The sequence below is a fragment of the Streptomyces sp. NPDC046261 genome, assembly GCF_040646235.1.
Lineage (GTDB): Bacteria > Actinomycetota > Actinomycetes > Streptomycetales > Streptomycetaceae > Streptomyces.
Map to the genome: position 1 here is coordinate 429698 of NZ_JBEYZU010000002.1, position 26344 is coordinate 456041.

24 protein-coding genes, 1 tRNA gene and 1 pseudogene are annotated in these 26344 nt (G+C 70.9%); 11 read left to right on the top strand and 15 right to left on the bottom strand.

Going from position 1 to position 26344, the window contains the following annotated elements:
* Nucleotides 1–18 precede the first annotated feature (18 nt).
* Nucleotides 19–1041 (bottom strand): LuxR C-terminal-related transcriptional regulator, encoded by a 1023-nt coding sequence (locus ABZ956_RS06080; RefSeq protein ID WP_361887619.1) that lies wholly within the window; start codon nucleotides 1039–1041, stop codon nucleotides 19–21.
* 282 nt (nucleotides 1042–1323) lie between these two features.
* On the opposite strand from ABZ956_RS06080, the gene ABZ956_RS06085 reads away from it, so the two are divergent.
* Together ABZ956_RS06085 and ABZ956_RS06090 are read left to right on the top strand one after the other, a co-directional pair.
* Nucleotides 1324–1536, top strand: a complete 213-nt coding sequence (locus ABZ956_RS06085) for a hypothetical protein (RefSeq protein WP_361887622.1) — start codon at nucleotides 1324–1326, stop codon at nucleotides 1534–1536.
* Between the two features lie 348 nt (nucleotides 1537–1884).
* A pseudogene (locus ABZ956_RS06090) lies at nucleotides 1885–2197 on the top strand (hypothetical protein); the annotation flags it as partial.
* 142 nt (nucleotides 2198–2339) lie between these two features.
* Here the strand turns inward: ABZ956_RS06090 and ABZ956_RS06095 are convergent.
* Both ABZ956_RS06095 and ABZ956_RS06100 read right to left on the bottom strand, forming a co-directional pair.
* Nucleotides 2340–2413 (bottom strand) — tRNA-Pro (locus tag ABZ956_RS06095).
* Between the two features lie 136 nt (nucleotides 2414–2549).
* Nucleotides 2550–3476: a metallophosphoesterase gene (locus tag ABZ956_RS06100; protein ID WP_361887625.1), complete on the bottom strand. Its 927-nt coding sequence runs from the start codon at nucleotides 3474–3476 to the stop codon at nucleotides 2550–2552.
* A 152-nt stretch (nucleotides 3477–3628) separates the two neighbouring features.
* Between ABZ956_RS06100 and ABZ956_RS06105 the strand changes: the two genes are divergently transcribed.
* Complete coding sequence (locus tag ABZ956_RS06105) at nucleotides 3629–4093, top strand: GatB/YqeY domain-containing protein (RefSeq protein ID WP_361887628.1); 465 nt, start codon at nucleotides 3629–3631, stop codon at nucleotides 4091–4093.
* Between the two features lie 116 nt (nucleotides 4094–4209).
* On the opposite strand, the gene ABZ956_RS06110 is transcribed toward ABZ956_RS06105, so the two are convergent.
* A complete protein-coding gene (locus tag ABZ956_RS06110) occupies nucleotides 4210–6474 on the bottom strand; it encodes a transglycosylase domain-containing protein (RefSeq protein ID WP_361887631.1) in 2265 nt (754 codons plus the stop codon).
* Nucleotides 6475–6859: 385 nt separating this feature from the next.
* On the opposite strand from ABZ956_RS06110, the gene ABZ956_RS06115 reads away from it, so the two are divergent.
* Nucleotides 6860–7195: a WhiB family transcriptional regulator gene (locus tag ABZ956_RS06115; RefSeq protein ID WP_177338024.1), complete on the top strand. Its 336-nt coding sequence runs from the start codon at nucleotides 6860–6862 to the stop codon at nucleotides 7193–7195.
* A gap of 183 nt (nucleotides 7196–7378) precedes the next feature.
* On the opposite strand, the gene ABZ956_RS06120 is transcribed toward ABZ956_RS06115, so the two are convergent.
* The gene (locus ABZ956_RS06120) at nucleotides 7379–8827 is read right to left on the bottom strand and encodes an ArsA-related P-loop ATPase (RefSeq protein ID WP_361887633.1); all 1449 of its coding nucleotides are present in this window, start codon (nucleotides 8825–8827) and stop codon (nucleotides 7379–7381) included.
* Nucleotides 8824–9816, bottom strand: coding sequence for an ArsA-related P-loop ATPase (locus tag ABZ956_RS06125; protein WP_361887636.1), 993 nt, complete (start codon nucleotides 9814–9816; stop codon nucleotides 8824–8826). Before ABZ956_RS06125 ends, ABZ956_RS06120 begins: the two co-directional genes overlap by 4 nt.
* 71 nt (nucleotides 9817–9887) lie before the next feature.
* On the opposite strand from ABZ956_RS06125, the gene ABZ956_RS06130 reads away from it, so the two are divergent.
* The 4 genes from ABZ956_RS06130 (at nucleotide 9888) to ABZ956_RS06145 (ending at nucleotide 12423) form a co-directional block, all read left to right on the top strand.
* Complete coding sequence (locus ABZ956_RS06130) at nucleotides 9888–10046, top strand: DUF4177 domain-containing protein (RefSeq protein WP_071963877.1); 159 nt, start codon at nucleotides 9888–9890, stop codon at nucleotides 10044–10046.
* Nucleotides 10043–10507, top strand: a complete 465-nt coding sequence (locus tag ABZ956_RS06135; RefSeq protein WP_361887639.1) for a RidA family protein — start codon at nucleotides 10043–10045, stop codon at nucleotides 10505–10507. Before ABZ956_RS06130 ends, ABZ956_RS06135 begins: the two co-directional genes overlap by 4 nt.
* 168 nt (nucleotides 10508–10675) lie before the next feature.
* Complete coding sequence (locus ABZ956_RS06140; protein WP_361887642.1) at nucleotides 10676–11596, top strand: NUDIX hydrolase; 921 nt, start codon at nucleotides 10676–10678, stop codon at nucleotides 11594–11596.
* Nucleotides 11593–12423, top strand: coding sequence for an MBL fold metallo-hydrolase (locus ABZ956_RS06145; RefSeq protein WP_361887645.1), 831 nt, complete (start codon nucleotides 11593–11595; stop codon nucleotides 12421–12423). The genes ABZ956_RS06140 and ABZ956_RS06145 overlap by 4 nt, the downstream gene beginning before the upstream one ends.
* Before the next feature lie 168 nt (nucleotides 12424–12591).
* Here ABZ956_RS06145 and ABZ956_RS06150 read toward each other — a convergent pair whose 3' ends face one another.
* Both ABZ956_RS06150 and ABZ956_RS06155 read right to left on the bottom strand, forming a co-directional pair.
* The gene (locus tag ABZ956_RS06150; protein ID WP_004939715.1) at nucleotides 12592–13266 is read right to left on the bottom strand and encodes a Crp/Fnr family transcriptional regulator; all 675 of its coding nucleotides are present in this window, start codon (nucleotides 13264–13266) and stop codon (nucleotides 12592–12594) included.
* 168 nt (nucleotides 13267–13434) lie between these two features.
* On the bottom strand, nucleotides 13435–13860 hold the full coding sequence (locus ABZ956_RS06155; protein ID WP_361887648.1) for a hypothetical protein: 426 nt from the start codon (nucleotides 13858–13860) through the stop codon (nucleotides 13435–13437).
* Here ABZ956_RS06155 and nth point away from each other — a divergent pair.
* Genes nth through ABZ956_RS06170 form a run of 3 tightly spaced genes read left to right on the top strand, consistent with a single transcriptional unit; the run spans nucleotide 13844 to nucleotide 16756 of the window.
* Nucleotides 13844–14758, top strand: coding sequence for an endonuclease III (gene nth, locus ABZ956_RS06160; RefSeq protein ID WP_361887651.1), 915 nt, complete (start codon nucleotides 13844–13846; stop codon nucleotides 14756–14758). The two genes, ABZ956_RS06155 and nth, sit on opposite strands and share 17 nt — an antisense overlap.
* A gap of 56 nt (nucleotides 14759–14814) precedes the next feature.
* Nucleotides 14815–15498 carry a CoA pyrophosphatase gene (locus tag ABZ956_RS06165; RefSeq protein WP_361888038.1) on the top strand — a complete coding sequence of 228 codons (684 nt, stop codon included), beginning with the start codon at nucleotides 14815–14817 and terminating at the stop codon, nucleotides 15496–15498.
* Between the two features lie 58 nt (nucleotides 15499–15556).
* Nucleotides 15557–16756 carry a MarP family serine protease gene (locus ABZ956_RS06170; RefSeq protein WP_361887654.1) on the top strand — a complete coding sequence of 400 codons (1200 nt, stop codon included), beginning with the start codon at nucleotides 15557–15559 and terminating at the stop codon, nucleotides 16754–16756.
* 84 nt (nucleotides 16757–16840) lie between these two features.
* Here the strand turns inward: ABZ956_RS06170 and ABZ956_RS06175 are convergent, their stop codons facing one another.
* From ABZ956_RS06175 to ABZ956_RS06205, 7 genes are all read right to left on the bottom strand, one after another.
* A complete protein-coding gene (locus ABZ956_RS06175; RefSeq protein ID WP_361887656.1) occupies nucleotides 16841–17023 on the bottom strand; it encodes a hypothetical protein in 183 nt (60 codons plus the stop codon).
* A 155-nt stretch (nucleotides 17024–17178) separates the two neighbouring features.
* Complete coding sequence (locus ABZ956_RS06180; RefSeq protein WP_361887659.1) at nucleotides 17179–18171, bottom strand: alpha/beta fold hydrolase; 993 nt, start codon at nucleotides 18169–18171, stop codon at nucleotides 17179–17181.
* Nucleotides 18168–18626, bottom strand: a complete 459-nt coding sequence (locus ABZ956_RS06185) for a phage holin family protein (protein WP_361887662.1) — start codon at nucleotides 18624–18626, stop codon at nucleotides 18168–18170. The genes ABZ956_RS06180 and ABZ956_RS06185 overlap by 4 nt, the downstream gene beginning before the upstream one ends.
* A 116-nt stretch (nucleotides 18627–18742) precedes the next feature.
* A complete protein-coding gene (nhaA, locus tag ABZ956_RS06190) occupies nucleotides 18743–20140 on the bottom strand; it encodes a Na+/H+ antiporter NhaA (RefSeq protein ID WP_361887664.1) in 1398 nt (465 codons plus the stop codon).
* 206 nt (nucleotides 20141–20346) lie between these two features.
* Nucleotides 20347–22314: an acetate--CoA ligase gene (acs, locus tag ABZ956_RS06195; RefSeq protein WP_361887667.1), complete on the bottom strand. Its 1968-nt coding sequence runs from the start codon at nucleotides 22312–22314 to the stop codon at nucleotides 20347–20349.
* A gap of 289 nt (nucleotides 22315–22603) precedes the next feature.
* A complete protein-coding gene (locus tag ABZ956_RS06200) occupies nucleotides 22604–24919 on the bottom strand; it encodes a SulP family inorganic anion transporter (protein WP_361887670.1) in 2316 nt (771 codons plus the stop codon).
* Between the two features lie 380 nt (nucleotides 24920–25299).
* The gene (locus ABZ956_RS06205) at nucleotides 25300–26292 is read right to left on the bottom strand and encodes an ATP-binding protein (protein WP_361887672.1); all 993 of its coding nucleotides are present in this window, start codon (nucleotides 26290–26292) and stop codon (nucleotides 25300–25302) included.
* Nucleotides 26293–26344 lie beyond the last annotated feature (52 nt).

The window sequence follows — 26344 nt, forward strand, 5'->3', positions numbered from 1 at the left end:
CAGGGCGAGTGCCCTGCCCTAGAAGTCGGCCAGCTGCTCCGCGAGCGGCACCAGCCACCCCCGGGCCGTCGCCAGGGCTCCGGCCTGGAACCGGCTGCGAGCGTGGAGCCGGGTCATGAGCTCCGCCGTGATGCGGCGGCCCGTGCGCACCGAGATGCCGAGCTTGCGGGCCACCGTCTCATCGGTGTGCCCGGCCCCGAGCAGTTCCAGGACGGCTCGTTCCTGATTGGTCAGGGCGTCCTCGCCGGAACGGGGGCGCCTGATGCGGGGGCGCAGCGGCTCGGCCTGCTGCCACACCTGATCGAAGAGCGTGCACAGGGCGGTCACCACGCCGGTGCCGTTGAGGATCAGCACGCCCTTGGCCGCCGCCTCCGGATCGATCGGCACGATCGCCGTGTGCCGGTCATAGATGATCAACCGGAGGGGCAACTGGGGCACGGTGCGGACCTGGCCGCCGTTCTCGTCCAGCCAGTGGGCGTACGAGAGAGTGGTCGGGTCGTTGTGCAGGCTCTCCAGATAGACGTAGCGCAGCCGGACGCCGCGTGAGAGGGCCGCCTGGTCCAGTGGCCGGGCGGCCTCCAGGGACTCCTCGGTCTGGGCGCCGCGCGGTGCGAAGACCAGCACCTCGTCGGTGCAGTGGTGGGCGTACCGCTCGATCTGCGCGCCGATGGCGTCCATCCCCATGAACTGCCGCGCCCCGGGCGGCTCGGAACCGGCGTCGTCCTCGCCGTAGTCGGCCAGCATCCGGCTGATCGACAGCCGGGTGGCCGCCATGGCTTCCTGACGCTTCAGCAATTCGCGTTCCTGGCGCAGCAGCAGGGCTTCCAGGCCCAGCTCCGGGTTGACCAGCCGCATCTGGCGAGGATCCTCGGTGGATGGCCGGATGAGCTCCAGCCGCTCCAACTCAGCGACGGCCACCGCCACCCGGCCGACGGGCCACCCCAGTGCGGCGGCGACCTCCTCGGCCGGTATCCGGGGTCTTCTGAGCATCACCCGGTAGACCGACTCCCCGTCGGAGTCGAGACCCAATTCCTTGAGCACGAACCCTCCCCCTCAGCGCGCCGCAGATCATGAAATGTCAGTTCAGGCCCCCTGCGGCCCTGCGATTGTTCCCGACGGGTAAGGAGGAAGGCAAAGTGTCTTGTTCATGGGTATGGCCAAATAGTTGCGCTGGCCACCTAGTGGCAGCCTGGTGCCACCGCAGGACCCTGACAGCCCATGATGCTGACGGGGGCGCGGACAGCGACAAGACTCGTGATGCCGACAGCAAGCGTGCAGCGCCGCCGACGGCCACTCCACCACGATCCCCCGGGAGACCTTGTCATGCGTCAGTCCACCGTTACGTCCGCCCTCGCCCGTCGGGCCGCCGTCATGGTCGGTGTCGCAGCGACCGGACTGATCAGCTGCGCCGAGGCCTCCGCGCAGCAGGCCCGGCCGGCGTACGTTCAGGCGGACAACACCTGGGGCAATTCCCCGTTCCCCCGCGCCATGGCTCCCCTGGCCTCCGTGGGCTCCGGAAACACCTGGGGCAACTGAGAGCACTCACCCCGGACCGGCCCCCCGATTCCCCCAGCCGGTCCGGGGTGAGGCGGTACCCGGCACCCTGGGCGTTCCGGCTCCGGCGTTCCCCGCCCGCCCGCGCCGGCGCTCGCGCCGCCCTCGCGAATCGGGACGTCTGCCAAGCGGAACTCCCGAACGGTCCGGAAACGCCTCAGGGCCCTGATCCCCGAAAGGATCAGGGCCCTGAGCTGGTGCAACCAAGTCGGGGTGGCGGGATTTGAACCCACGACCTCTTCGTCCCGAACGCAGTAGCGGCGGCTACCGCGGCCGCTACTGGGTCAGCCCTGGCGTGCTGGGTACCGTCAAGGAACAGTGAAGGGGGAAACGCGGCTGAGGGTGGAGGCAGCCATCGCGGAGCGCGGCTACGCGCAAGGTGATGTGCCGGGGGAGCACGCGGCTCACTGGCGTAGATCGGGATTCGCCACCTGGTTGTACCAGCCGGCTGCCACCGGATGAGCGCCTCGGCCACCTGGACGGATCGGTGCAGGCGCGGTACGACCACATCAGCCCCGAGATGCGTCGGCAGCTGATGGCGGGGCTGACCGAGGTCTGGGAAGCGGCGCTGGCTGCACGGCGGGCAATGTGTCCTACATCACCTGTCTGCGCTCTCGATGCGTTGCTGCAAGCTCGGCAGTAGGCAACGCCCCGAGATTCCGCTTTTCAAGATCGACTCCCCGTTCGCTCCTCGTTCGCTCCTCGCGAGGGTCCGGGCGCTCCAGGAACGGCTCAGGCCCGGTCTCCCATGAAGGAAGACCGGGCCTGAGCTGGTGTTACACCAGTCGGGGTGGCGGGATTTGAACCCACGACCTCTTCGTCCCGAACGAAGCGCGCTGCCAAGCTGCGCTACACCCCGCTGCAACGAGCTCTACTTTAGCGGACCGGAGCCGGGAGGCGAAATCCGCTTCCCGGGGAGGCGCAGGTGAGGGGCCACGGGGGCCCCGCCGCCCCTCACCTGCGCCTCCCCGGCCTCTCCACGGGCGCTGGAGGGCTCAGCCGCGGGCGACGAGGGTGAGCAGCGTGGCCTCGGGGGGGCAGGCGAAGCGGACCGGGGTGTAGCGGTTGGTGCCGCAGCCTGCGGAGACGTGGAGGTAGGACTGGTGGCCGCCGGCCTGGTGGGTGGAGAGGCCCTTCACGCGCCGGGTGTCGATGTCGCAGTTGGTGACCAGTGCCCCGTAGAAGGGGATGCAGAGCTGGCCGCCGTGCGTGTGCCCGGCGAGGATCAGGGGGTAGCGGTCGGCGGTGAAGGCGTCGAGGACCCGCAGGTACGGGGCGTGGACGACGCCGAGGGAGAAGTCGGCGCCTTCCTGGGGGCCGCCGGTGACCTGCTCGTACCGGTCGCGCTTGATGTGCGGGTCGTCGAGGCCGGTGAGGGCGATCTCCATGCCGTCGATCTTGAGCGAGCCGCGCGTGTTGGTGAGGTTGACCCAGCCCGCCGCGTCGAAGCCGTCGCGCAGCTCCTCCCAGGGGTTGTGGATCGCGCCGACGACCGGGGCATTGCCGTTCAGGCCGTGCCGTCCGCTGGCCTTCTCCAGGAGGTAGCGGGCGGGGTTGCGCAGCTTGGGGCCGTAGTAGTCGTTGGAGCCGAAGACGTAGGCGCCGGGGAAGCGCATCAGCGGGCCGAGCGCGTCGAGCGTCTCGGGCACGCCCTCCGGGTCGGAGAGGTTGTCACCGGTGTTGATCACGAAGTCGGGGCGCAGGCCCGCGAGCGACTGGAGCCAGCGCTGCTTCTTGCGCTGTCCGCCGACCATGTGGATGTCGGAGACCTGGAGCACCCGCAGCGGCCGCATGCCCTGCGGCAGCACGGGTACGGTGACCCGCCGCAGCCGGAAGGAACGGACTTCGAAGCCGGCGGCATAGGCGAGGCCCGCCGCGCCGACCGCTGTGATTCCCAGGGGTACTCCGTATCGCGCACGCATGGTGCCCATCGTCGCAGACCCCGAGGGGTGCGCGGTCACGGGCCGGGGGCCGTAAGGGAGTTACTGACGAGTCGGCCGTCGCGGGGGCGTCGCCGGCGGCGCCCGGCGGTTAATCCGGGGCGCGCGCCGGGGTGGGATGCGAAGATTGCGGCATGACCACGCTGAAGTCCAAGCTCCAGGACGACCTCACGGCCGCCATCAAGGCGCGCGACGAACTGCGCTCCTCCACCCTTCGCCTCACCCTCTCCGCCATTGGTTACGAGGAGACCGCCGGCAAGGCCGCCCGTGAGCTCTCCGACGAGGAGGTGCTGAAGGTGATCACGCGCGAGGCGAAGAAGCGCCGCGAGGCCGCGGACGCCTTCGACAAGGGGGGCCGGGCCGACTCGGCGCAGCGTGAGCTCGCCGAGGGTGAGGTGCTCGCCGAGTACCTGCCGAAGCAGCTGTCGGACGAGGAGCTGGCCGCGATCGTCGCGGAGGCCGTGGCCGAGGCGAAGGCGGGTGGCGCCGAGGGCCCCCGCGCCATGGGCGCCGTCATGAAGATCGTGAACCCGAAGGTGGCCGGCCGCGCCGAGGGCGGCCGCGTCGCCGCCCAGGTCAAGCGCCTGCTCGCGGGCTGAGCGCGCGTACGTGCGTAAGTAGGTACGTATGCGAAAGGGGCGCCCGGACCGTAGCGGTCCGGGCGCCCCTTTGCGCGCGATGTGCGGGAGCCGCGCGGGCTCCGGCTTCCGAGCTCTTACTGCTCGTCTTCCGTGGGGGCGCCTTCCGCCCCGCCGATGAATCCGGGCGGGATGATGCCGCCCGGCACCACCGGGTCGGGCTTGGCGTCGTTCGGCTTGGGCTTGGGCTTGGTGTTGCCCGGCTTGGTGTTCCCCGGCTTGTTCGTGCCGGGCTTGCGGGGGCCGCGGGGCTTGTCGCCCTTGTTGCCCGAGCCCTTGTCGGCGTCCACGATGGGCGAGCCGCCGAAGGTCGGCGCGTCCCGGCCCTCGAGGGCGCCGGACATGGCGTCGCGCCAGATGGGGCCCGGGGTGTCGGCGCCGTAGACCTTGTCGTGGTAGACGCCGCCGATGGTGATGTTCTCCATCTCGACCTTGTCGCCGGGGCCGCCGACCCAGACCGCGCCGGCGAGGTTCGGGGTGTAGCCGACGAACCAGGCGGCCCGCCGCTCGTCCGTCGTACCCGTCTTACCCGCGCTGTCGCGGCCGCTCAGTCCGGCCTCCTTGCCCGTGCCGTCCTCGACGACGCCCTGCAGCAGCGCGTTGACGGTGTCGGCGGTCTGCTCGGACATCGCCCGCGAGCACTTCGACTTGGGCACCCGCAGCTTCTCGCCGTTGGGCCCGACGGCCGACTCGACGATGACGGGGGTGCAGTACGTGCCCTTGTTGGCGAACGTCGCGTAGGCGGCGGCCATGGTCAGCGGGGACATGCCGTCCGAGCCGCCGAGGGTGAGCGCCGGAAGCTGCTTGAGCTTGCCGCCGGACGCCGGGTCCAGGCCCATCTTCTCCGCCATCTTGACCACCGGGCACAGGCCGATGTCCTCGACCAGCTGGACGAAGTAGGTGTTGACCGACTTCGCGGTCGCCTCCCGCATGCCGTACGGGCCGACCTCGCTGCGGTTCTCGTTCTGGACGGTGTTGCCGACGCTGTTCTTCCACGGCTTGCCGCAGGTCTCCACCTCCTCCGGATACGGCATCCGGTAGGGGGAGGAGTAGCTCTTGTACGGCGAGACGCCCTGCTCCAGGGCGGCCGCGGCGACGATCGGCTTGAAGGTCGAGCCGACCTGGAAGCCGTAGTTCGAGCCGCCCATGTTCTTGTCGGCGGAGAGGTTGATCTGCGTCTGGTACTGACCGAAGCCGTACGGGCGGGACTGGCCCATGCCGAGCACCTTGCCGCTGCCCGGCTGGACGATCGAGATGGCGGTGGCCACCTTGTCGTCCTGGTAGACGTGATCGGTGATCGACTTCTGGACGGACTTCTGGGTCTGCGGGTCGAGGGTGGTGCGGATGGTCATGCCGCCCTCGTTCCACCGCTTGGCCCGGGCTTCCTTCGTCTTGCCGAAGACCGGGTCGTTGAGGAAGGTCTCGCGGACGTAGTCGCAGAAGAAGCCCGCGCCGTTGACGGCGGTGATGCAGCCGCTCTTGGGCCTGCTGACGTTCAGCTTGAGCGGCTTGGCCTGCTCGGCGGCGGCCTGGGCCGGCGTGATGTGCTTCAGCTCGGCCATGCGCTGCAGCACGGTGTTGCGCCGCTTGGTGGCCTCCTTGGGAGCGTTGACCGGGTCGTAGCGGCTGGGGGACTGGACGAGGCCGGCCATCAGGGCGGACTCGCCGAGGGTGAGGTCCTTGGCGCGCTTGCTGAAGTAGCGCTGGGAGGCGGCTTCGACGCCGTAGGCCTGCTGCCCGAAGAAAGTGATGTTCAGATAGTTGTTGAGGATCCGCTCCTTGCCGAGTTCCTTCTCGACCTGGATGGCGTACTTCAGCTCCTTGACCTTGCGGCCGATGGTCTGCTGAGTGGCCACGGCGACCTTGTCGGGGTCGTCGCCGGCCTCCTCGACGAAGACGTTCTTGACGTACTGCTGGGTGAGCGTGGAGGCGCCTTCCGAGACGCCGCCGGACTGGGCGTTCTTGTTGACCGCGCGCAGCACGCCCTTGAGGTCGATCGCGCCGTGCTCGTAGAAGCGCGAGTCCTCGATGTCGACGATCGCCGTGCGCAGGTAGGGGGAGATCTCGTTCAGCGGCACCACGGTGCGGTCGCGGGAGTAGACCTTCGCGATCTCGCCGCCCTCGGAGTCGAGGATGGTGGTGCGCTGGCTGAGCGGGGGAGTCTTGAGGTTGGCGGGGATCTCGTCGAAGCCCTCGACCGAGCCCTTGGCCACTAGGCCGAATGCGCCGATGCCCGGTAGGGCCAGACCCGCCAGGACGACTCCGGAGAGCACGCTGACGCCGAGGAATTTCGCGGCCTGCCGGGTCACCTTGGGACCCTCGCCCGAGCGCTTCATAGCCATGGAGCGAAGCCTACGTTCTCATTCGGCGGACAGACGCAGGTGTGTTCGCCTACGCTGTTTCACGCCAGTCACAGCGATGCCATTCAGCATCACCTCTGACCTCACTCTTGTGAGTGATGAGACGTGCCCGTATTGCCGCCTGTGTCACCGGCTGCCCGTCACGACGCGGGCGAATCCACGCGATGTGGACAGAAAAGTCCGTAATGTCGCCAGCTCACTCCGTTGGGTGATCTGCCGCGTACGCATAGTCCGTTCGGGCCATCCAAGATTGGGCCCGAAGGGGGTGTTGCCCCCTGCCTGCCTTCCGTAACGTCCTCAACTGGCAACGGTGAATATGCCGCTGCCGCCGTGGGGGAGCCTCGATTCGGGAGAGGACGGCGCCAGCATGGGCTGGGTAACCGACTGGAGTGCGCAGGCCGCCTGCCGCACTACCGATCCGGATGAACTATTCGTTCAGGGCGCAGCGCAGAACAGGGCGAAGGCGGTCTGCACAGGCTGCCCGGTACGGACCGAGTGTCTGGCCGACGCGCTGGACAACCGCGTCGAGTTCGGCGTGTGGGGCGGAATGACCGAGCGCGAGCGGCGGGCCCTGCTCCGGCGCAGGCCGACGGTCACCTCGTGGCGCAGGCTCCTGGAGACGGCGCGTACGGAATACGAGCGCGGCGCCGGCATCCTGCCCCTGGGCGACCCGGAGTACGACGAGTACGCGGCCGTGGGCTAGGCCACCGCTCCAGGCTCCCGGTAGCCGCGACGCCACGACCACAGCCACGACGCCACGGCGCTACGACCTAGTCCCGACGCCACGACGGACACCGTCCGTACGGGTACGGCTCTCCACGGCCGCGTCCCGGCTGTCCGGCGCCCGTGTGTACGGGCTCTGCGCGGCTCCCAGCGGCGAGGCCGGTCACGTCTCCACGGAGGCGTCCTCGGTGCCCTTCGCGGGCGCGGGCACGGCTGTACGGTCCGTTCGGCGGGCCCGGTCCCGGTGAGCCGACTGGTCGGCGAGACGCTCGGCGATCGCCCGCAGCCCCGCCAGGTCGTGCACATCGCCGGGCAGTGCGGCCACCTCCGCCACCGGTACCTCGGGGTGCAGAGCGGTGAAGCGGTCACGTGTGCGCTGCTCGCGCGCGAGCACCTGCATGCGCTCGGCGTGCAGCCGCAGCAGCCCGGCGGCGAGCTGTGCAGAGGATTCCCCGAGCCGCGCAGAGGGTTCTTCCGTGGGCACGGGGTGTTCCGCCGAGGCGTCCGAGGCCGTCGCTCCTGAGGACGCGGGCTGGGGGAAGCCGCTCTCGGGAGAGGACGTGTCCGTGGGAGTGACGGTGCCAGGGTCGTCAGCGGTACGTGAGCCAGCCTGCCCGCTGTCACGATCCACAATGCGGGCACCGTCAAGATTTTCTGCGTATTCGGATGTTCCGCTCGTGAGAGCTTCGGCGGCGGCCAGAGCCCGCTCCGCGGAGAGCCGCGCCGCCCCACTGCCGTGCACCCGGTTCAGTACGAGACCGGCCAGCGGCATTCGCTCCGCTGCCAGCCGTTCCACGAAGTAGGCGGCCTCCCGCAGGGCGTCCCGCTCGGGCGCCGCGACGACGAGGAAGGCCGTTCCCGGCGCCTGGAGCAGCCGGTAGGTCGCATCGGCGCGGGTACGGAAGCCGCCGAACATGGTGTCCATCGCGGCGACGAACGTCTGTACGTCCCGCAGGAGCTGTGCCCCCATCAGTTTGTTCAGGGGACCGCTCATCACGGACATGCCCACGCCCAGGAACTTCATCCCCGCCCGGCCGCCGAGCTTCGCCGGCGCCATGAGCAGCTTGATGAACTTCCCGTCGAGGAAGGACCCCAGGCGGCCCGGCGCGTCCAGGAAGTCCAGCGCCGACCGGCTCGGCGGGGTGTCCACGACGATGAGGTCCCAGTCGTCGCGCGCGCGGAGCTGGCCGAGCTTCTCCATGGCCATGTACTCCTGCGTGCCCGCGAAACCGGCCGACAGGGACTGGTAGAAGGGGTTCTCCAGGATCGCGCGGGCGCGGTCCTGGTCGGCGTGCGCTTCGACTATCTCGTCGAAGGTGCGCTTCATGTCGAGCATCATGGCGTGCAGTTCGCCGCCGGCCGACTCGTCGATGCCATGGACACGGCGCGGGACGTTGTCGAGCTCCTCGATGCCCATCGACTGGGCGAGCCGACGTGCCGGGTCGATGGTCAGGACGACGACCCGGCGGCCGCGCTCGGCGGCCCGTACGCCCAGGGCGGCCGCGGTCGTGGTCTTGCCGACGCCTCCCGATCCGCAGCACACGACGATGCGGGTGCGCGGATTGTCCAGGACGGGGTCTATCTCGAGCGGTTCCGCCGAATCCAGGCTCACCCTGCCACTCCTTGCTTCCGCAGTTCGCGCGCCATGCGGTAGAGACCCGCCAGGTCGACGCCGTCGCCGAGCAGCCCGAGTTCGTACGTGGGCAGGCCGAGCCGGGCCACGTCGGCACGGCCGCGGTGCTCGAGCGCGAGCCGCTCGGTATGCTCGCGCGCCTCCTGCAGCAGGGGTTCGACGAGCGGCTCCGCGAGCCCCGTGCGCCGTGCGCTGCCGGAGCCGGTGCGCTCCAGGGCGTACGCGAGCGCGCGCGCCACCTCCTCGCGCCCGCCGTTCGCGGCGGCCTCCACGGCCGCCGCGTCGAGGATCGTGGGCCGCACCATGTTGATGACGACGCCGCCCACCGGCAGCCCGGCGGCCCGCAGGTCCGCGATGCCGTCGGCGGTCTCCTGGACGGGCATCTCCTCCAGCAGTGTGACGAAGTGCACCGCCGTCTCCGGCGACTTGAGCACCCGCATCACCGCCTGCGCCTGATTGTGGATCGGGCCGATCCGGGCCAGCCCCGCCACCTCGTCGTTGACATTGAGGAAGCGGGTGAGCCGTCCGGTGGGAGGCGCGTCCATGACGACGTAGTCGTAGGCGAACCGGCCCGTACGGTCCTTCCGGCGCACCGCCTCGCACGCCTTGCCCGTCAGCAGGACGTCCCGCAACCCCGGTGCGATGGTCGTCGCGAAGTCGATCGCGCCGAGCTTCTTCAGCGCCCGCCCGGCGCTGCCGAGCTTGTAGAACATGTGGAGGTAGTCGAGAAGGGCCTGCTCGGCGTCGATGGCGAGCGCGAACACCTCGCCCCCGCCCGGAGCGACGGCGATCTTCCGTTCCTCATAGGGCAACGCCTCCGTCTCGAAGAGCTGCGCGATGCCCTGCCGGCCTTCGACCTCGACCAGCAGAGCGCGCTTTCCCTCGGCGGCGAGGGCAAGCGCGAGGGCCGCGGCGACCGTGGTCTTACCGGTACCGCCCTTGCCGCTGACGACATGGAGCCTGCTCATGGATCGGAGCCTAACCAGTCGCCGTGCGGGCTACGCACGAGGCTGTCGGTGTGAGGCATTACAGTCGGGCCATGACCAAGTGGGAATACGCGACCGTGCCGCTTCTGGTGCACGCGACCAAGCAGATTCTGGACACCTGGGGCGAGGACGGCTGGGAGCTCGTCCAGGTCGTGCCGGGCCCCAACGACCCCTCGCAGCTCGTGGCGTACCTCAAGCGGGAAAAGCCGTGAGCGCGATCGAGGACAAGCTCGCCTCGCTGGGCCTGACCCTGCCGGACGTCGTGCCGCCGCTGGCCGCCTACCAGCCGGCCGTGCGCAGCGGTGACTACGTCTACACCGCCGGCCAGCTGCCCATGGTCAAGGGTGCCGTTCCGGCCACCGGCAAGGTCGGTGCCGAGGTCAGCCCCGAGCAGGCCAAGGAGCTGGCGGGCATCTGCGCGCTCAACGCCCTGGCCGCGGTGAAGTCCGTCATCGGCGACCTCGACAAGATCGTGCGGGTCGTGAAGGTCGTGGGCTTCGTCGCCTCCGCGCAGGACTTCACCGGTCAGCCGGGCGTCCTCAACGGCGCGAGCGAGCTGCTGGGCGAGGTGCTCGGCGAGAAGGGCGTGCACGCCCGCTCCGCCGTCGGTGTGGCCGTGCTGCCGCTGGACGCGCCGGTCGAGGTCGAGATCCTCGTGGAGGTCCGGGACTGACCGTCCCGATCCTCGTGGAGGTACGGGACTGACCGTCCCCCCGTCGATCCCGAACCCCGTACGGGTTCGTCCTGCCGGCCGGCCCCGAGCCGTCCGGTGACGGACCGGTCGCGGGGGCCCGGACCAGGTCCTCTCGAACATCCGCGCGTGAGCGCATAGCATCCGGCCATGTCGACTTCGAACGGCCAGTGGTACCCGCCGGAGTGGCCGGACCGGATCAGAGCGCTCGCCCGCGGCGAGCTCCGGCCCGTGGCGCCCCGGCGCGCCGCGACCGTCCTGCTGCTGCGCGCGGGAGCGGACGGGCTCGCCGTTCACATGCTGCGCAGACGCGCCTCCATGGCCTTCGCCGGAGGCGCGTACGCGTATCCGGGCGGCTCGGTGGACCCGCGCGACGAGCGGAACGTGCCCTGGGCGGGCCCGTCGCGCACGGACTGGGCGGCGCGGCTGGGCACGGACGCCGCCACCGCCCAGGCCATCGTCTGCGCCGCCGTCCGCGAGACCTTCGAGGAGTCGGGCGTCCTGCTGGCGGGCCCGGCGCCGGACACGGTCGTCGCGGACACCACGGGCGAGCAGTGGGAGGCCGACCGGGCCGCGCTCGTCAGCCGCGAGCTGGCCTTCGCCGACTTCCTCGAGCGGCGCGGCCTGCTGCTGCGCAGCGACCTCCTCGGCCCCTGGGCGCGCTGGATCACCCCCGAGTTCGAGCCCCGCCGCTACGACACCTGGTTCTTCGTCGCCGCCCTGCCCGAGGGGCAGCGCACCCGCAACGCCTCCACAGAGGCCGACCGCACGGTGTGGACCGCACCCGCGGAGGCGGCCGCCGGTTACGACCGGGGCGATCTGCTGATGATGCCTCCGACCATCTCCACCCTGCGCTCGCTGCTGCCGTACGCCCGTCCCGCCGACGCTCTCACGGCCGCGCGTGAGCGGGATCTCACGCCCGTACTGGCGCAGGCGCGGCTCGACGGGGAAGAGATCGTGCTGAGCTGGCCGGGGCACGATGAATTCACCAAGCACGTCACCCGGCACAGCGCCCAGCACTTCGCTTCAGGAACTTCGAGCACCACAGGACCCGCGGGAGCCGACGCATGACGCACGCAACCGACCTGCCCGGACGGCCGCGCCCAGGCGCCATCGGCGGCCCCGCGACCGCCCGTGCGACCTGTGTCCTCGCGGCCAACCCCTCGGCGATGACCCTGGAGGGCACCAACACCTGGATCCTGGCCGAGCCGGACTCCGATCTCGCCGTGGTCGTCGACCCCGGCCCGCTGGACGAGGCCCACCTGGCCAACGTGATCGCCACGGCCGAGGCGGCGGGCAAGCGCGTCGCCCTGACCCTCCTCACGCACGGTCACCCCGACCACTCCGACGGCGCGGCCCGCTTCGCCGAGCTGACGGGTACGCACGTACGGGCGCTGGACCCCGCGCTGCGGCTGGGCGGGGAGGGCCTGGGGGTGGGCGACGTCATCACCACCGGCGGCCTGGAGCTGCACGTCATCTCCACCCCGGGGCACACCGCCGACTCCCTGTGCTTCCACCTCCCGGCGGACCGCGCGCTCCTGACCGGTGACACGGTGCTGGGCCACGGCACCACGGTCGTCGCCCACCCCGACGGCCGGCTCGGCGACTACCTCGACTCGCTGCGCCGGCTGCGCGCGCTCACGGTCGACGAGGGCGTGGAGGCGGTGCTGCCCGGCCACGGTCCCGTCCTGGACGACGCGCGGGGCGCGATCGAGTACTACCTGGCCCACCGGGCCAAGCGCCTCGCGCAGGTCGAGACGGCGGTCGAGAACGGCCACCGCACGCCGTCCGAGGTCGTGGCGGCCGTCTACGCGGACGTCGACCGCCGCCTGTGGCCCGCGGCCGAGCTGTCGGTGCGGGCGCAGCTGGACTACCTGGACGAGCACGGGCTGATCTGAGGCCGCGTCGCCCCCGGAAACCGGTCGTCCGTGGGGGCGGCCCCACCGGACCGGTCGGTCGCGGGGCGGGTACGGACCGGTCGGCCGCGGGGCGGTACGGCGAAGGGCCCCGCCGCGCCTTCCGGCGTGCGGGGCCCTCGGCCTGCGTACGTGCGCGCGTGTCCGCGGTCAGCGGGAGCGCTTGGCCAGACGCTCGACGTCCAGCAGGATGACGGCACGGGCCTCCAGACGGAGCCAGCCGCGGCCGGCGAAGTCCGCCAGCGCCTTGTTGACGGTCTCCCGGGAGGCGCCGACGAGCTGCGCCAGCTCCTCCTGGGTGAGGTCGTGCACGACGTGGATGCCCTCTTCGGACTGAACGCCGAAGCGGCGCGACAGGTCGAGCAGGGCCTTGGCGACACGGCCGGGCACGTCGGAGAAGACGAGGTCCGACATCGAGTCGTTGGTGCGGCGCAGCCGGCGTGCGACGGCGCGCAGCAGGGCGGTGGCCACCTCCGGGCGGGCGTTGAGCCAGGGCTGCAGGTCGCCGTGGCCCAGGCCGAGCAGCTTGACCTCGGTGAGCGCGGTCGCGGTGGCGGTGCGCGGTCCCGGGTCGAAGAGGGACAGCTCGCCGATGAGCTCGCCGGGGCCCAGGACCGCCAGCATGTTCTCGCGGCCGTCGGGGGAGGTGCGGTGGAGCTTCACCTTGCCCTCGGTCACCACGTAGAGGCGGTCGCCCGGGTCGCCTTCGTGGAACAGGGCGTCGCCCCTCGCGAGGGTGACCTCGCCCATGGAGGCGCGCAGCTCAGCGGCCTGCTCGTCATCGAGCGCCGCGAAAAGCGGGGCGCGCCGCAGAACGTCGTCCACGAGTTCTCTCCTTGTCGACATGCACAGAGGACCGTGGTCCCCATGATGCCCGTCGGTAAAACTGTGTGATCAAACACAAGTGTGGCGCATCGTCGCCCGAAGCCCTACGGCAGGGGTCCGATTGGGCTGTGGTTTTCCTGCGGCCGGGGCGGATGTCAGTGCTGGGCTTTAGTCTGGCCGGGTGTCCAATACGCCGGTGAGAGCAGAGGGCAAGGGGGCTGGGAGGGTGACGTCCGCCCGTAATTCCGCTGTGGGCGAACACTCCGCGGCGAAGAAGACAAAAGCGGTCAATAGGAAGAAATTGCCCGACGGTGAGTCGGTCCGCGAGTCGGCCGGTGAGTCGGCCGACGGGTCGGTCCGCGAGTCAGTCGGCGGGTCGGTCCGCCACTCGACCGGTGGGTCGGCCGGTGGCTCGGCCGACGGGTCGGGTGGGCAGCCGGCGACCGAGCCCTCGGCGAAGCCCGCCGCCACGTCGTCATCCGCGAAACGCGCCGCGAAGCCGTCCGCCACGTCATCCGCCAAGTCTTCCGCGAAGCCGACCGCGACGTCATCGGCGAAGCCCTCCGCCAAGTCTTCCGTGAAGCCGGCCGCCACGTCATCGGCGAAACCGTCCGCAAAGCCGTCCGCCAGGTCGGCCGCGAAGGCCGCGGCGAAGTCTTCCGCCGGACCCGCCGCAAAGCCCGCCGCGAAGCCCTCCGCCAAGTCCACCGCGAAGCCGGCCGCCAAACCCGAGTCGCGGACCGCGCTCGTCCGCCGGGCGCGCCGGATCAACCGCGAGCTCGCCGAGGTCTACCACTACGCCCACCCCGAGCTGGACTTCGAGAACCCGTTCCAGCTCCTGGTCGCCACGGTCCTCTCCGCCCAGACCACCGACCTGCGCGTCAACCAGACCACCCCCGCCCTCTTCGACGCCTACCCCACTCCGGAGGACATGGCGGCGGCCGACCCCGAGACGCTGGAGCAGCTCATCCGGCCGACCGGCTTCTTCCGGGCCAAGTCCCGGTCCCTGATCGGCCTCTCCGCCGCCCTGCGCGACCGCTTCGGCGGCGAAGTGCCGGGGCGCATAGAGGACCTGGTCACTCTTCCGGGCGTCGGCCGGAAGACCGCCAACGTCGTGCTGGGCAACGCCTTCGGCGTGCCGGGGATCACCGTCGACACGCACTTCGCCCGCCTCGTGCGGCGCTGGAAGTGGACCCGGGCGGAGGACGCGGAGAAGATCGAGGCCGACGTCTGTGCCCTGTTCCCCAAGAGCGAGTGGACGATGCTCTCGCACCGCGTGATCTTCCACGGCCGCCGGGTCTGCCACTCCCGCAGGCCCGCCTGCGGCGCGTGCCCCATCGCCCCGCTCTGCCCCTCCTACGGAGAGGGCGAGACGGATCCGGAGAAGGCCAGGAAGCTCCTCAAGTACGAGATGGGCGGCCGGCCCGGCCAGCGGCTGAAGCCTCCGCCGGACTATCCGGGCCTGCCCGCGAGCCCGCTGGGAGCCGAGTGAGCGAGCGCACGCCCGAAGAGAGCAGCACGGACGCCGAGGAAGACCGGGGGACGCACATGGCCGGCACGTACGGCAAGGAGATCGTGGTCAGCACGGAAGGGCTGCCCGAGTGGCTCGAACCGGTGGCGCGCGCCGCCCTGACCATCGAGCCGCACCAGCTCAGCCGCTTCCTCCCGCCGGAGAGCGGTGGCCGCCAGTCCGCCGTGCTCATCCTCTTCGGCGAGGGGGAGCAGGGCCCCGAGCTGCTGCTGATAGAGCGGGCGGGGACGCTGCGCTCGCACGCCGGCCAGCCGTCCTTCCCCGGTGGCGCCCTCGACCCGGAGGACGGCGACCCGGAGGACGGCGGCCCGGTGCGGGCCGCGCTGCGCGAGGCCGAGGAAGAGACCGGACTCGACCCGTCCGGTGTCCAGGTCTTCGGCGTGCTGCCCCGGCTGTACATCCCCGTCAGCAGCTTCGTCGTGACGCCCGTGCTCGGCTGGTGGCGCAAGCCCAGCCCCGTCTCGCCGGTCTCCCCGCAGGAGACGGCCCGGGTGTTCACCGTCCCCGTCACGGAGCTGACCGCCGCGGAGAACCGCGCGATGGCCGTCCACCCCAGCGGTCACAGGGGGCCGGCCTTCCGGGTCGGCCCGGCGCTGGTGTGGGGATTCACGGCCGGGGTGATCGACCGGATCCTGCACTACGCCGGATGGGAACGGCCCTGGGACCGTGAGCGTGAGGTCCCGCTGGACTGGCACTCCTGACGGGCATGAGACGGTGGCCCCCGCTGGCCACGACAACTGCAATGCGAGGCATCTTTCGGTGAACGTGCTCGACATCGTGCTGCTGATCGCCGCCGTGTGGTTCGCGGTCGTCGGCTATCGCCAGGGCTTCGTCGTCGGCGTGCTCTCAGTGATCGGTTTTCTCGGCGGCGGCCTCGCAGCGGTCTATGTGCTGCCCGTGATCTGGGACAGCGCCACCGACGACGCCGAGCCGGGCACGATCGCGGCCATCGCGGCCGTCGCCATCATCATCCTGTGCGCCTCCGTGGGGCAGGCGGCCACCACCCACCTCGGCAACAAGCTGCGCCGCCACATCACGTGGTCCCCGGCGCGGGCGCTGGACGCCACGGGCGGCGCGCTCGTCAACGTCGTGGCGATGCTGCTGGTCGCCTGGCTGATCGGCTCCGCCCTCGCCGGGACGACCCTGCCGACGCTGGGCAAGGAGGTCCGCAGCTCCAAGGTGCTGCTGGGCGTCGCCCGGGTGGTCCCGGCGCAGGCCAACACCTGGTTCGCGGACTTCAGCGCGATCCTCGCGCAGAACGGCTTCCCGCAGGTGTTCGCGCCCTTCTCCACCGAGCCGATCACCTCCGTGCCGGCCCCCGACCCCGAGCTCGCCGGCAGCCCGGTGGCCGTGGCCGCCCAGCGCAGCATCGTCAAGGTCGTCGGCAACGCCCCCAGCTGCGGCAAGGTGCTGGAAGGCACCGGCTTCGTCTTCGCCCCCCACCGGGTGATGACCAACGCCCACGTCGTCGGTGGCGTGGACGAGCCCACCGTGCAGATCGGCGGGCAGGGCCGGCTCCACGACGCCAAGGTCGTGCTCTACGACTGGAAGCGCGACATCGCCGTCCTCGACGTGCCGTCGCTCGAGGCCCCCGTGCTGCGGTTCGCCGGGGACGACGCGGAGAGCGGCAAGAGCGCCATCGTCGCGGGCTTCCCCGAGAACGGTTCGTACGACGTACGCGCCGCCCGCGTCCGCAGCCGCGTCCAGGCCAACGGGCCGGACATCTACCACCGCGGCAACGTCCGCCGCGACGTCTACTCCCTCTACGCCACCGTGCGGCAGGGCAACTCCGGCGGTCCCCTGCTCACCCCCGACGGCAAGGTCTACGGCGTGGTCTTCGCCAAGTCCCTCGACGACGCCGAGACCGGGTACGCCCTGACGGCCGACGAAGTGCGTGAGGACGCCACGTACGGCCGTACGGCCTCGGTCAGGGTCGATACCCAGGAGTGTGCGCTCTGATCCACCCCAGGGGGCTCAGGCGGCCGTACAGGAGCCTTCCAGGAGGCGTACGGGCGTTCGAGACGGGGTGTTAGGGCGGGGCGGTCAGCGGCTGCGGGGATGCCGCAGCCGCGCCGACACCCAGCGGGCGCGGCGCCGGATGATCCGGGGAATGCCGATGCGGGGGTCGGGTCCGGCCTCCGGCCGGTGATCGCCCCAGTCGGGTGCCTCCGTCACGGCAAGCGCGGCATCACCCTCGGTGCCGTGCTCCTGAGTCACGTCGGTCACGTCACGGTAGTCGTGCGTCCAGCCCATACCAAAAGCTCTGCCCGGGCTCAAAGGTCGGTAATCGCCCATGGGTCCGGCAATTGGCCTATGCGCGAGGCAATTGGCCGTTCGGTGAACGGGCGTTCCCCGCGCGGGCCCCGTTCTGCCGGCGGCCGCTAGCGGTCGGGTTCGGGGTCCTTCAGCCAGCCGATGAGCTCCGCCGAGAACGCCGCCGGGTCCTCCTCGTGCGGGAAGTGCCCCAGGCCGTCGAAGAGCCGCCAGCGGTAGGGGGCCTCCACGTACTCCCCGGAACCCGCGGCGCTGCGTGTGCGCATCACCGGATCGAGGGAACCGTGCAGGTGCAGCGTCGGCACGCGCACCGGCCGCTTCATGCGGCGGTTGAACTGGATGCCGTCGGGGCGGGCCAGCGACCGCACCATCCAGCGGTACGGCTCGATCGAGCAGTGCGCGGTCGAAGGGATCGACATGGCCTGGCGGTAGACGTCCACGTCCTCATCGTCGGGCAGCCGCGGCCCGGACCAGTCCCGGATCAGCCGTCCCACGAGCGCCGCGTCGTCCGCGACCAGCCGCCGCTCGGGCAGCCACGGGCGCTGGAAGCCCCAGATGTGCGAGCCCGCGGCGCTCTGCTTGAGGTCGGCGAGCATCGCCGCCCGCCAGCGGCGCGGATGCGGCATGGAGGAGACGGCGAGCCGGCGCACCAGCTTGGGCCGCATGACGGCCGCCGTCCAGGCCAGATAGCCCCCCAGGTCGTGGCCGACCAGCGCGGCGTCCGGCTCGCCGAGGGAGCGGATGACGCCGGTGATGTCGAGGGCGAGGTTCGCCGGATCGTAGCCCCGGGGCGTACGGTCGCTGCCGCCGACCCCGCGCAGGTCCATCGCCACCGCCCGGAAGCCCGCGTCGGCGAGTGCCGGCAGCTGATGCCGCCACGTCCACCAGAACTGCGGGAAACCGTGCAACAGCAGCACCAGCGGTCCCTCGCCCATCTCGGCGATGTGGAACCGCGCCCCGTTCGCCGCGACCTCCCGGTGGGTCCAGGGACCGTCCGGCCGTACGACCGCGGCGGGCGAGGGGCCCGACGGCGCGGCCGGAGTCGCGGGCTTGCCGGGCTCGGGGGACGCGGGCGCTGCGGGGGTATCGGGCACCGTCATACGGACGAGCGTGTCACAGATGCGTCGGCGGGGCTCGTGTCGGTCACCGGCCGGGGGTGCGGCTTGACGGTGCCCAGCACGGCCGCCGTCTCCTTCGCCGACGCGATGCTCTTCTCGGGCTTCTTGATCTTCTTGAACTTGGCGACCGCCAGCAGCCCGAGCACCGCCGCGAGCAGCAGGTACGCGCCGCCGGTGATCAGGAACGACCAGGCGAGGCCGAGGCCGAGGTTGTGGATGCCGTACGCGGCCGCGAAGCTCAGGACGGGCAGGGAGAAGAGCGCCAGGACGCCCGCGGCGATGATGGCGCCGCCGCCGATACCCAGCCGCCGGGCGTCCTGCCGCAGCTCGGCCTTGGCCAGCGCGATCTCGTCGTGCACCAGCGCGGACAGCTCCGTGGTGGCCGTCGCCACCAGCTGGCCGAGGCTGCGGTTCGCGCCGTCGTCGGCTGCGCTCATCGCCTGCTCCCTCTTCGTCATCAGCTTCGTCGTCCGCGGAACGCTCCCCTCCGGGGTCCGGTCGCCCGGATTTCCCGCTCTCGGGGGGTCGTACCGCAGGGGTAAAGACTCTCAGATCATGCCGGACTGTCGCCCTGGGTGGTGCGCTCCGAGGCGACTTCCGCCAATTTGCGGTGTGCCGCCGCCTTCGCTTCGTACCTCGCGGCCATACGCAGGTGGTAGTCCGGGTTGCCCTGTTCGTAGACGTCCGGGATACCGTCCTCGTCCTCGTCCCGGTCCTCCTCCTCGCAGAGCCTCTTGTACTTGTTGTCGCGCAGCTTGAGGAGGGTGCTCGCCAGGACCGCCGCTATCAGCGAGCCGATCAGCACGGCGGCCTTGATCTCGCCGACGAGCACCGGGTCGTCGGCGAACGCGAGCTCACCGATCAGCAGGGACACCGTGAAGCCGATGCCGGCCAGTGAGGCGACGGCCAGGACGTCGGGCCACTGGAGGTCCGGATTGAGCTCCGCCCGGGTGAAGCGGGCCGCCAGCCACGTACCGCCGAACACACCGATCGCCTTGCCCAGCACCAGGCCGAGGACGACGCCGAGCGTCTCGGGCCTGCTGAAGACGTCCGACAGCGACCCGCCGGAAAGACCCACGCCCGCCGAGAAGAGCGCGAACAGCGGAACGGCCAGACCCGCCGACAGGGGGCGGACGAGGTGCTCGATGTGCTCGCCGGGGGAGTACTTCTCGTCGTCGCGGCGGGTGCAGCGCAGCATCAGGCCCATCGCGACGCCGGCGATGGTCGCGTGGACGCCGCTGTTGTACATCAGCGCCCAGTTGACGACGGCCAGCGGCACGTAGATGTACCACCCGCGCACGCCCTTGCGCAGCAACAGCCAGAAGACCGCCAGGCCCAGCGCGGCGAAGCCGAGGGCGGCGAAGTTCAGGGTGGAGGTGAAGAAGACCGCGATGATCAGGATCGCGAAGAGGTCGTCGACGACGGCCAGCGTCAGCAGGAACGCGCGGAGCGCGGACGGCAGGGACGTGCCGATGACCGCGAGCACGGCGAGGGCGAAGGCGATGTCGGTCGCGGTGGGTACGGCCCAGCCGGCGAGCGATCCGTTGCCGGCGGAGGCGACGGTGAAGTAGACGAGGGCGGGCACGGCCATGCCGCAGATCGCGGCGACGACGGGGAGGATCGCGGCCTTGGGGTCGCGCAGCTCGCCCGCCACGAGCTCGCGCTTGAGCTCGATGCCGGCGACGAAGAAGAAGATGGCGAGCAGGCCGTCGGCCGCCCAGTGCTGGAGGGAGAGGTCCAGGCCGAGGCCGGAGGGGCCGAGGTGGAAGGAGCGGACGGCTTCGTAGCTGTCGCGGATCGGGGTGTTGGCCCACAGCAGTGCGGCGACCGCCGCGACGAGCAGGAGCACGCCGCCCACGGTTTCGGTACGCAGCGCGTCCGCGAGGTAGTTCCGCTCGGGCAGCGGAAGTCTGCCGAGGAAGACGGAACGGCGATTCTTGGGCGCGGCCACTGTGGTGGACCTCCTGGGCTCGACTGTCGACTGCGTGCACGTGCGTACACGTGTCCTGTGTGCCGACCAGACTTCCCGGCGCGCCCTTGATTCTTGTCGCGATCTTTACGCGACGGGTACTTACTGTAGCCGGAAAGAGTGAAGGGCACCTGGCGAGAGCCGGTGCCCTTCACTGTCAGCTACCTCATGGGCCTGCCGTGGAGCGGTCAGTCCTCGCTGGAGGAAGCCGGAAGCTTGGCCTGGATGAGGTCCATGACCGAGGAATCGGTGAGGGTGGTGACGTCGCCGAGCGCACGGTTCTCGGCCACGTCACGCAGGAGCCGACGCATGATCTTGCCGGAGCGGGTCTTGGGCAGTTCGGCGACCGGCAGGATCCGCTTGGGCTTGGCGATCGGGCCGAGCTGCTTGGCCACGTGGGCCCGCAGCTCCTCGACCAGCCCCTCCTCCTCGCTGTTCACATTGCCGCGCAGGATGACGAAGGCACAGATGGCCTGGGTGGTCTGCGGGTCGTTGGCGCCGACGACGGCGGCCTCGGCGACCTTGGGGTGCGAGACGAGGGCGGACTCGACCTCCGTGGTGGAGATGTTGTGGCCGGAGACCAGCATGACGTCGTCGACGCGGCCGAGCAGCCAGATGTCGCCGTCGTCGTCCTTCTTGGCGCCGTCACCCGCGAAGTAGCGGCCCTCGAAGCGGGACCAGTAGGTGTCGATGTAGCGCTGGTCGTCGCCCCAGATGGTGCGGAGCATGGACGGCCACGGCTCGGTCAGCACGAGATAGCCGCCGGCGCCGTCCGGCACCTCGTGGGCGTCGTCGTCGACGACGGTGGCGGCGATGCCGGGCAGCGGCACCTGCGCGGAACCCGGCTTGGTCTCGGTGACGCCCGGCAGCGGGCTGATCATGATGGCGCCGGTCTCGGTCTGCCACCAGGTGTCGACCACGGGGGTGGCGTCGGCGCCGATGTGCTTGCGGTACCAGATCCACGCCTCGGGATTGATGGGCTCACCGACCGAGCCCAGGAGCCGCAGGCTGGAGAGGTCGAACTTCGCCGGGATGTCGTCGCCCCACTTCATGGCGGCCCGGATCGCGGTGGGCGCGGTGTAGAGGATCGTGACGCCGTACTTCTGCACGATCTCCCACCAGCGGCCCTGGTGGGGGCTGTCGGGGGTGCCCTCGTAGAGGACTTCGGTGGCGCCGTTGCTCAGCGGCCCGTAGACGATGTACGAGTGCCCGGTGACCCAGCCGACGTCGGCGGTGCACCAGAAGACGTCCGTCTCGGGCTTGAGGTCGAAGACGGCGTGATGGGTGTACGACGCCTGGGTGAGGTAGCCACCGGTGGTGTGCAGGATGCCCTTCGGCTTACCCGTGGTGCCCGAGGTGTAGAGGATGAACAGCGGGTGCTCGGCGTCGAACGCCTCGGGGGTGTGCTGGTCGGACTGGCGCTCGACCAGGTCGTGCCACCACACGTCGCGGCCCTCGGTCCAGGCGATGTCCTCCTGGCCGGTGCGGCGGACGACGAGCACGCTGCGGACGTTCTCGGTGCCGGGGCGGGTGAGGGCCTCGTCGACGGCCGGCTTGAGGGCGGAGGGCTTGCCGCGCCGGTAGCCGCCGTCGGCGGTGATGACGACGCGGGCGTCGGCGTCGTTGATGCGGGTGGCGAGGGCGTCGGCGGAGAAGCCGCCGAAGACGAGCGAGTGCGGAGCGCCGATGCGGGCGCAGGCCAGCATCGAGACGACCGCTTCGGGGATCATCGGCAGGTAGATGGCGACCCGGTCGCCGGCCTGGACGCCCAGCTCGATCAGGGCGTTGGCGGCCCGGGAGACCTCGCGCTGCAGCTCGGCGTAGGTGATCGCGCGGGTGTCGCCCGGCTCGCCCTCGAAGTGCAGGGCCACCCGGTCGCCCAGGCCGTTCTCCACATGGCGGTCGACGCAGTTGTACGCCACGTTGAGCTTGCCGTCGGCGAACCACTTGGCGAACGGCGGGTTCGACCAGTCCAGGGTCTCGGTCGGCTCGGTCTCCCAGCTCAGGCGGCGGGCCTGCGTGGCCCAGAAGCCCAGCCGATCAGCCTTCGCCTGCTCGTACGCCTCGGCGGTGACGTTGGCCGCGGCGGCCAGGTCCGCAGGCGGTGCGAAGCGGCGTTCCTCCTTCAGGAGGTTGGCCAGGCTTTCGTTGCTCACGACATCTCCCTTTCCCAGGGGGCTCGTTGCGTCCCGGCCATAGCTCATCAGCCCGGGGCACACCCTGACAAGGGGTGTGGACAAATATTGGTTTAGACCTGTCCTTTTCGTGGGTTGCCCGAGGTCAGAAGGGGTGGTGCGGCTGTGCCGGGCGCGCCGGGACGGGCCCGGAGGTGCCGATGGCGGCAGGGGCCTGAGGGGCCTGCCTGAGGCTGAGGGGTGCCTGAGCGTGTTGGTGAAGCCTGGCGGCGTAGATGGGGTCTGAGGACGGTGATGGGGTCTGTGGGCGTCACACCGCGTCGAGGACCTCCGGGCGGACGGCGGTGAAGGTGCGCGAGCGCTGGTCCAGGACGTAAGCCTGGGCCTCGGCGACATGGAAGTACATGCCCTGCAGATGGAGCGAGCCTTCGGCCACCCGCCGGGCGACACAGGCGTGGGCCATCAGGTGGTCGAGCTGCTGCAGTACGTTGACGAGCGCCAGCCGCTCCACGTCGTCCGCCACGGGACGCTCGGCCAGCGCGACCTCTCCGCGCCCCAGCCGGCCGATGCGCTGCATACGGGCCAGGCTGGGCCGTCCGTGCCGTAGCCAGCGGGTGAGCGGGGTCTGGCCGTCCGGCGCGAGCCCCTGGCCGGCCGGGGAGGCGGCGATGTCCAGGAGGGCCTGCATGGCACCGCACCCCGAATGCCCGCACACGGTGATGCTGGCGACCTTCAGGACCTCCACCGCGTACTCCACGGCGGCGCCCACGGAGTCACAGCTGCCGTCATTGCCGGGTGGCGGCATCAGATTGCCGACGTTGCGCACGGTGAACAGGTCGCCCGGCCCGCTGGAGGTGATCATGCTGGTCACCAGCCGGGAGTCGGCGCAGGTCAGGAAGAGCTGGCTGGGCCTCTGGCCCTCCCGGGCGAGCCGTGCCAGCTCGTCGCGGACGAGCGGGGCGGTGTTGCGCTGGAAGGCGCTGACCCCGCCGAGCAACTGCCGCCCACCGCCCGGACCGGCGCCGGTCTCGGCCGGCCGGGTGCAGTGGTGGTTGCGCCAGGGCGTCCAGGGGCGGCAGGCGTGGGTGCTGACGGGCTCGGCGATCGGACGCCCGTGGCGGCCCCGCAGGGTGACCCATCCGCCCCGGGCCCGGTGCGCGTTGGACCAGGAGTGCAGCGCGTCGTAGGCGGCGTGGTCCATGAACGAGCCGCCCAGCTCGACCACGGCGTTCGCCTCGTCCGGTACTTGCGCGAGGGCCCGGCTCAGCCGGGGCACCGCCAGGAACGTCAACTGTCCGTTGACCCGCACTCGGTGGCACGCCTGCTCCTCGGTGACGGTGATCCGGGTGTGGGTGAGCCGGTGCAGCGAGAGGAGGGCGGCGACCGCGACGCCCACCGCGACCCCCTGCAGCACGCCGAGCAGGACGACGGACCCGAGTGTGGCGGCGTACATGGGGAACTCCCGGTGCCGCTGGACGTGCTTGATGTGGGCGAAGCTCACCATCCGCACGCCTACCGCCATGACCAGCGCGGCCAGTGCGGCCAGCGGGATCACCTCGAGCACGGCCGTGAGCAGGCCCGCGCAGACCAGTACCCAGACGCCGTGCAGCGCGGCGGACTTGCGGGAAGCGGCCCCCGCCGCGATGTTGGCGGAGCCGCGGATCGCGCCGCCGGCGATCGGCAGCCCGCCCAGCAGCCCGGACACCACGTTCGCCGCGCCCTGTCCGGCCAGCTCGCGGTCCAGCCCGGTGGCGGCGGCCGCCTGTTCGTCGGACCGTTCGGCGCGCAGCCGCTCCATGGCGACGGCGGACAACAGGGACTCCATGCTCGCGACGAGCGTGACTGTCAGAACGGCCGCGAAGATTCCGAGCACCGGTCCGTCGGGCAGCGTGGGCGGTGCTTGCAGCTCCCAGTCGGGGAGCGAGACCCGCGGCAGCTCCATGCCCAGGCTCGCCGCGGTGGCGAGCGCCACGGCCGCGAGGGGCGCCGGCAGCAGGCGCGCCCACCGGCCCGCCTGCCCGGGCAGATGCGGCCAGGCGAGCAGCACCCCCACCGTGACCGCGCCGATCAGCAGCGCGGGTGCGTGCGGATGCAGGACTTCCGAGGGCAGTGCCCCGAGGTTCTCCAGTGCCGACAGGCTCGGGCTGTCGCCCAGGACGACATGCAGCTGGCCCAGCGCGATGGTGACGCCGATGCCGGCGAGCATTCCGTGCACGATCGCCGGGCTGATGGCCAGCGCCGCGCGGGCCACCCGCGCGGCGCCGAGCGCGAGTTGGGCCAGGCCGGCGAGCGCGGTGATGGCGCAGGTGGCCCGCCAGCCGTAACGCTGCACCAGCTCGGCGGTCACGACCACCAGGCCCGTGGCGGCCCCGCTGACTTGCAGAGGGGCGCCGCCCAGCAGGCCCGCGACGATGCCCCCGACCGCTGCCGCGATCAGACCCGCCTGCAGCGGTGCCCCCGTGGCGAGCGCGATCCCCAGGGAGAGGGGAACGGCGATCAGGAAGACGACGAAGGAGGCGGACAGATCTCGCCGCCAGCCGGATCGGGGGCGCCCGCCCGGCTGGGGCGGGGCTTCCTGTCCTGACGCGGAAGGTGGTGGGTTCGTCTGAGTCGGCTGAGCGTGCATGGTCGTTCCCGTCTTCGTCGGGCAGCGCGAGCGCGTGGGAACGCGCACGTGGGTCACGGCGGGCAGCGGCGGGAGCGGCTGCGAATGGTGGGGCGTTTCTCAACTCTCGGTAAATGAATCGTAATGGAGAGTAAAGGGATGGCGAAGAGAAGCGGGCGGGCTTCGCTCGATCGAGTGAAAAGGTATTTTTGTGGGTTTGTTCTGTATTGCCCTAGGGGCTTCCCTGCCCTGACCGTCCCGGCCGGAGCCTTGACCGCAGGCGGGGCGCGGCCGGCCGGGCGGCGTGTCGCCGGAACGCCCAAGGCCCCGCCCAACGCGCCGAGTTGCGAACTCGGCAGTTGGGCGGGGCCTTGCAAGCGGTGGTGTGTGGGTCGCCGGGGTCAGGCGGGCTGCGGGGTGGCCAGGAGCCGCTCGTCCAGAACGAAGGCCGGGTCGACCTGAGCCGCCAGGTCGGCGCCCGTCTTTGCGTTGCCCCAGCTCTCCGCGTTCTTGAGATGGAAGTGCACCATCTGGCGGGTGTAGCGCTGCCAGTCCCGTCCCTCGTAGGCGCCGTCCGCCGTCTCGTGCAGGGTGTGCAGCGCCTGGCGGTTGACTTCCTCCAGCAGTTCGAAGCGGGGCGGCCTGCCCTTCTCCATCGCGCGCACCCAGTCCGAGTACCCGAACGTGGTGAGCAGGTCGTCCCCGACCTCGGCACGCAGGAAGTCGAGGTCGTCCGCGCCGTGCACCTTGTTGCCCACGACCTTGAGGTTGATGCCGAAGTCCCGCGCGTACTCCTTGTACTGGCGGTAGACGGAGACGCCCTTGCGGGTGGGTTCGGCGATCAGGAAGGTCATGTCGAAGCGGGTGAACATCCCGGACGCGAAGGAGTCGCTGCCCGCCGTCATATCGACCACCACGTACTCGCCGGGACCGTCGACGAGGTGGTTCAGGCACAGCTCGACCGCCCCGACCTTGGAGTGGTAGCAGGCCACGCCGAGGTCGGAATCGGTGAACGGGCCGGTCGCCATCAGTCGAACGGCCGCATCGTCGTCCAGCCGGACGGTGCGGGCGCATGCGTCGTAGACCGGATTGTCCTCGTCGACGCGCAGCAGCCGGGAGCCTGCTCCCGGCGGGGTCGTCTTGATCATGGTCTCCGCAGAGGTGATGCGGGGGTTGGTGCCTCGCAGGTAGTCCTTGATCAAGGGCAGCTGCGCGCCCATCGCGGGCAGCCCGGCGCTCCCCGCCTCGTCGAGCCCGAGCGCCGCACCCAGGTGCTGATTGATGTCCGCGTCCACGGCGATGACGGGTGCGTGGGTGGCGGCGAGCTGGCGGATGAACAGAGAGGACAGGGTGGTCTTCCCGCTGCCACCCTTCCCTACGAAAGCGATCTTCATGTTCACCAAGAGTAGGTGCGAGGGTGCGCTGAGTGAGAGCGGTGAGTGAAGA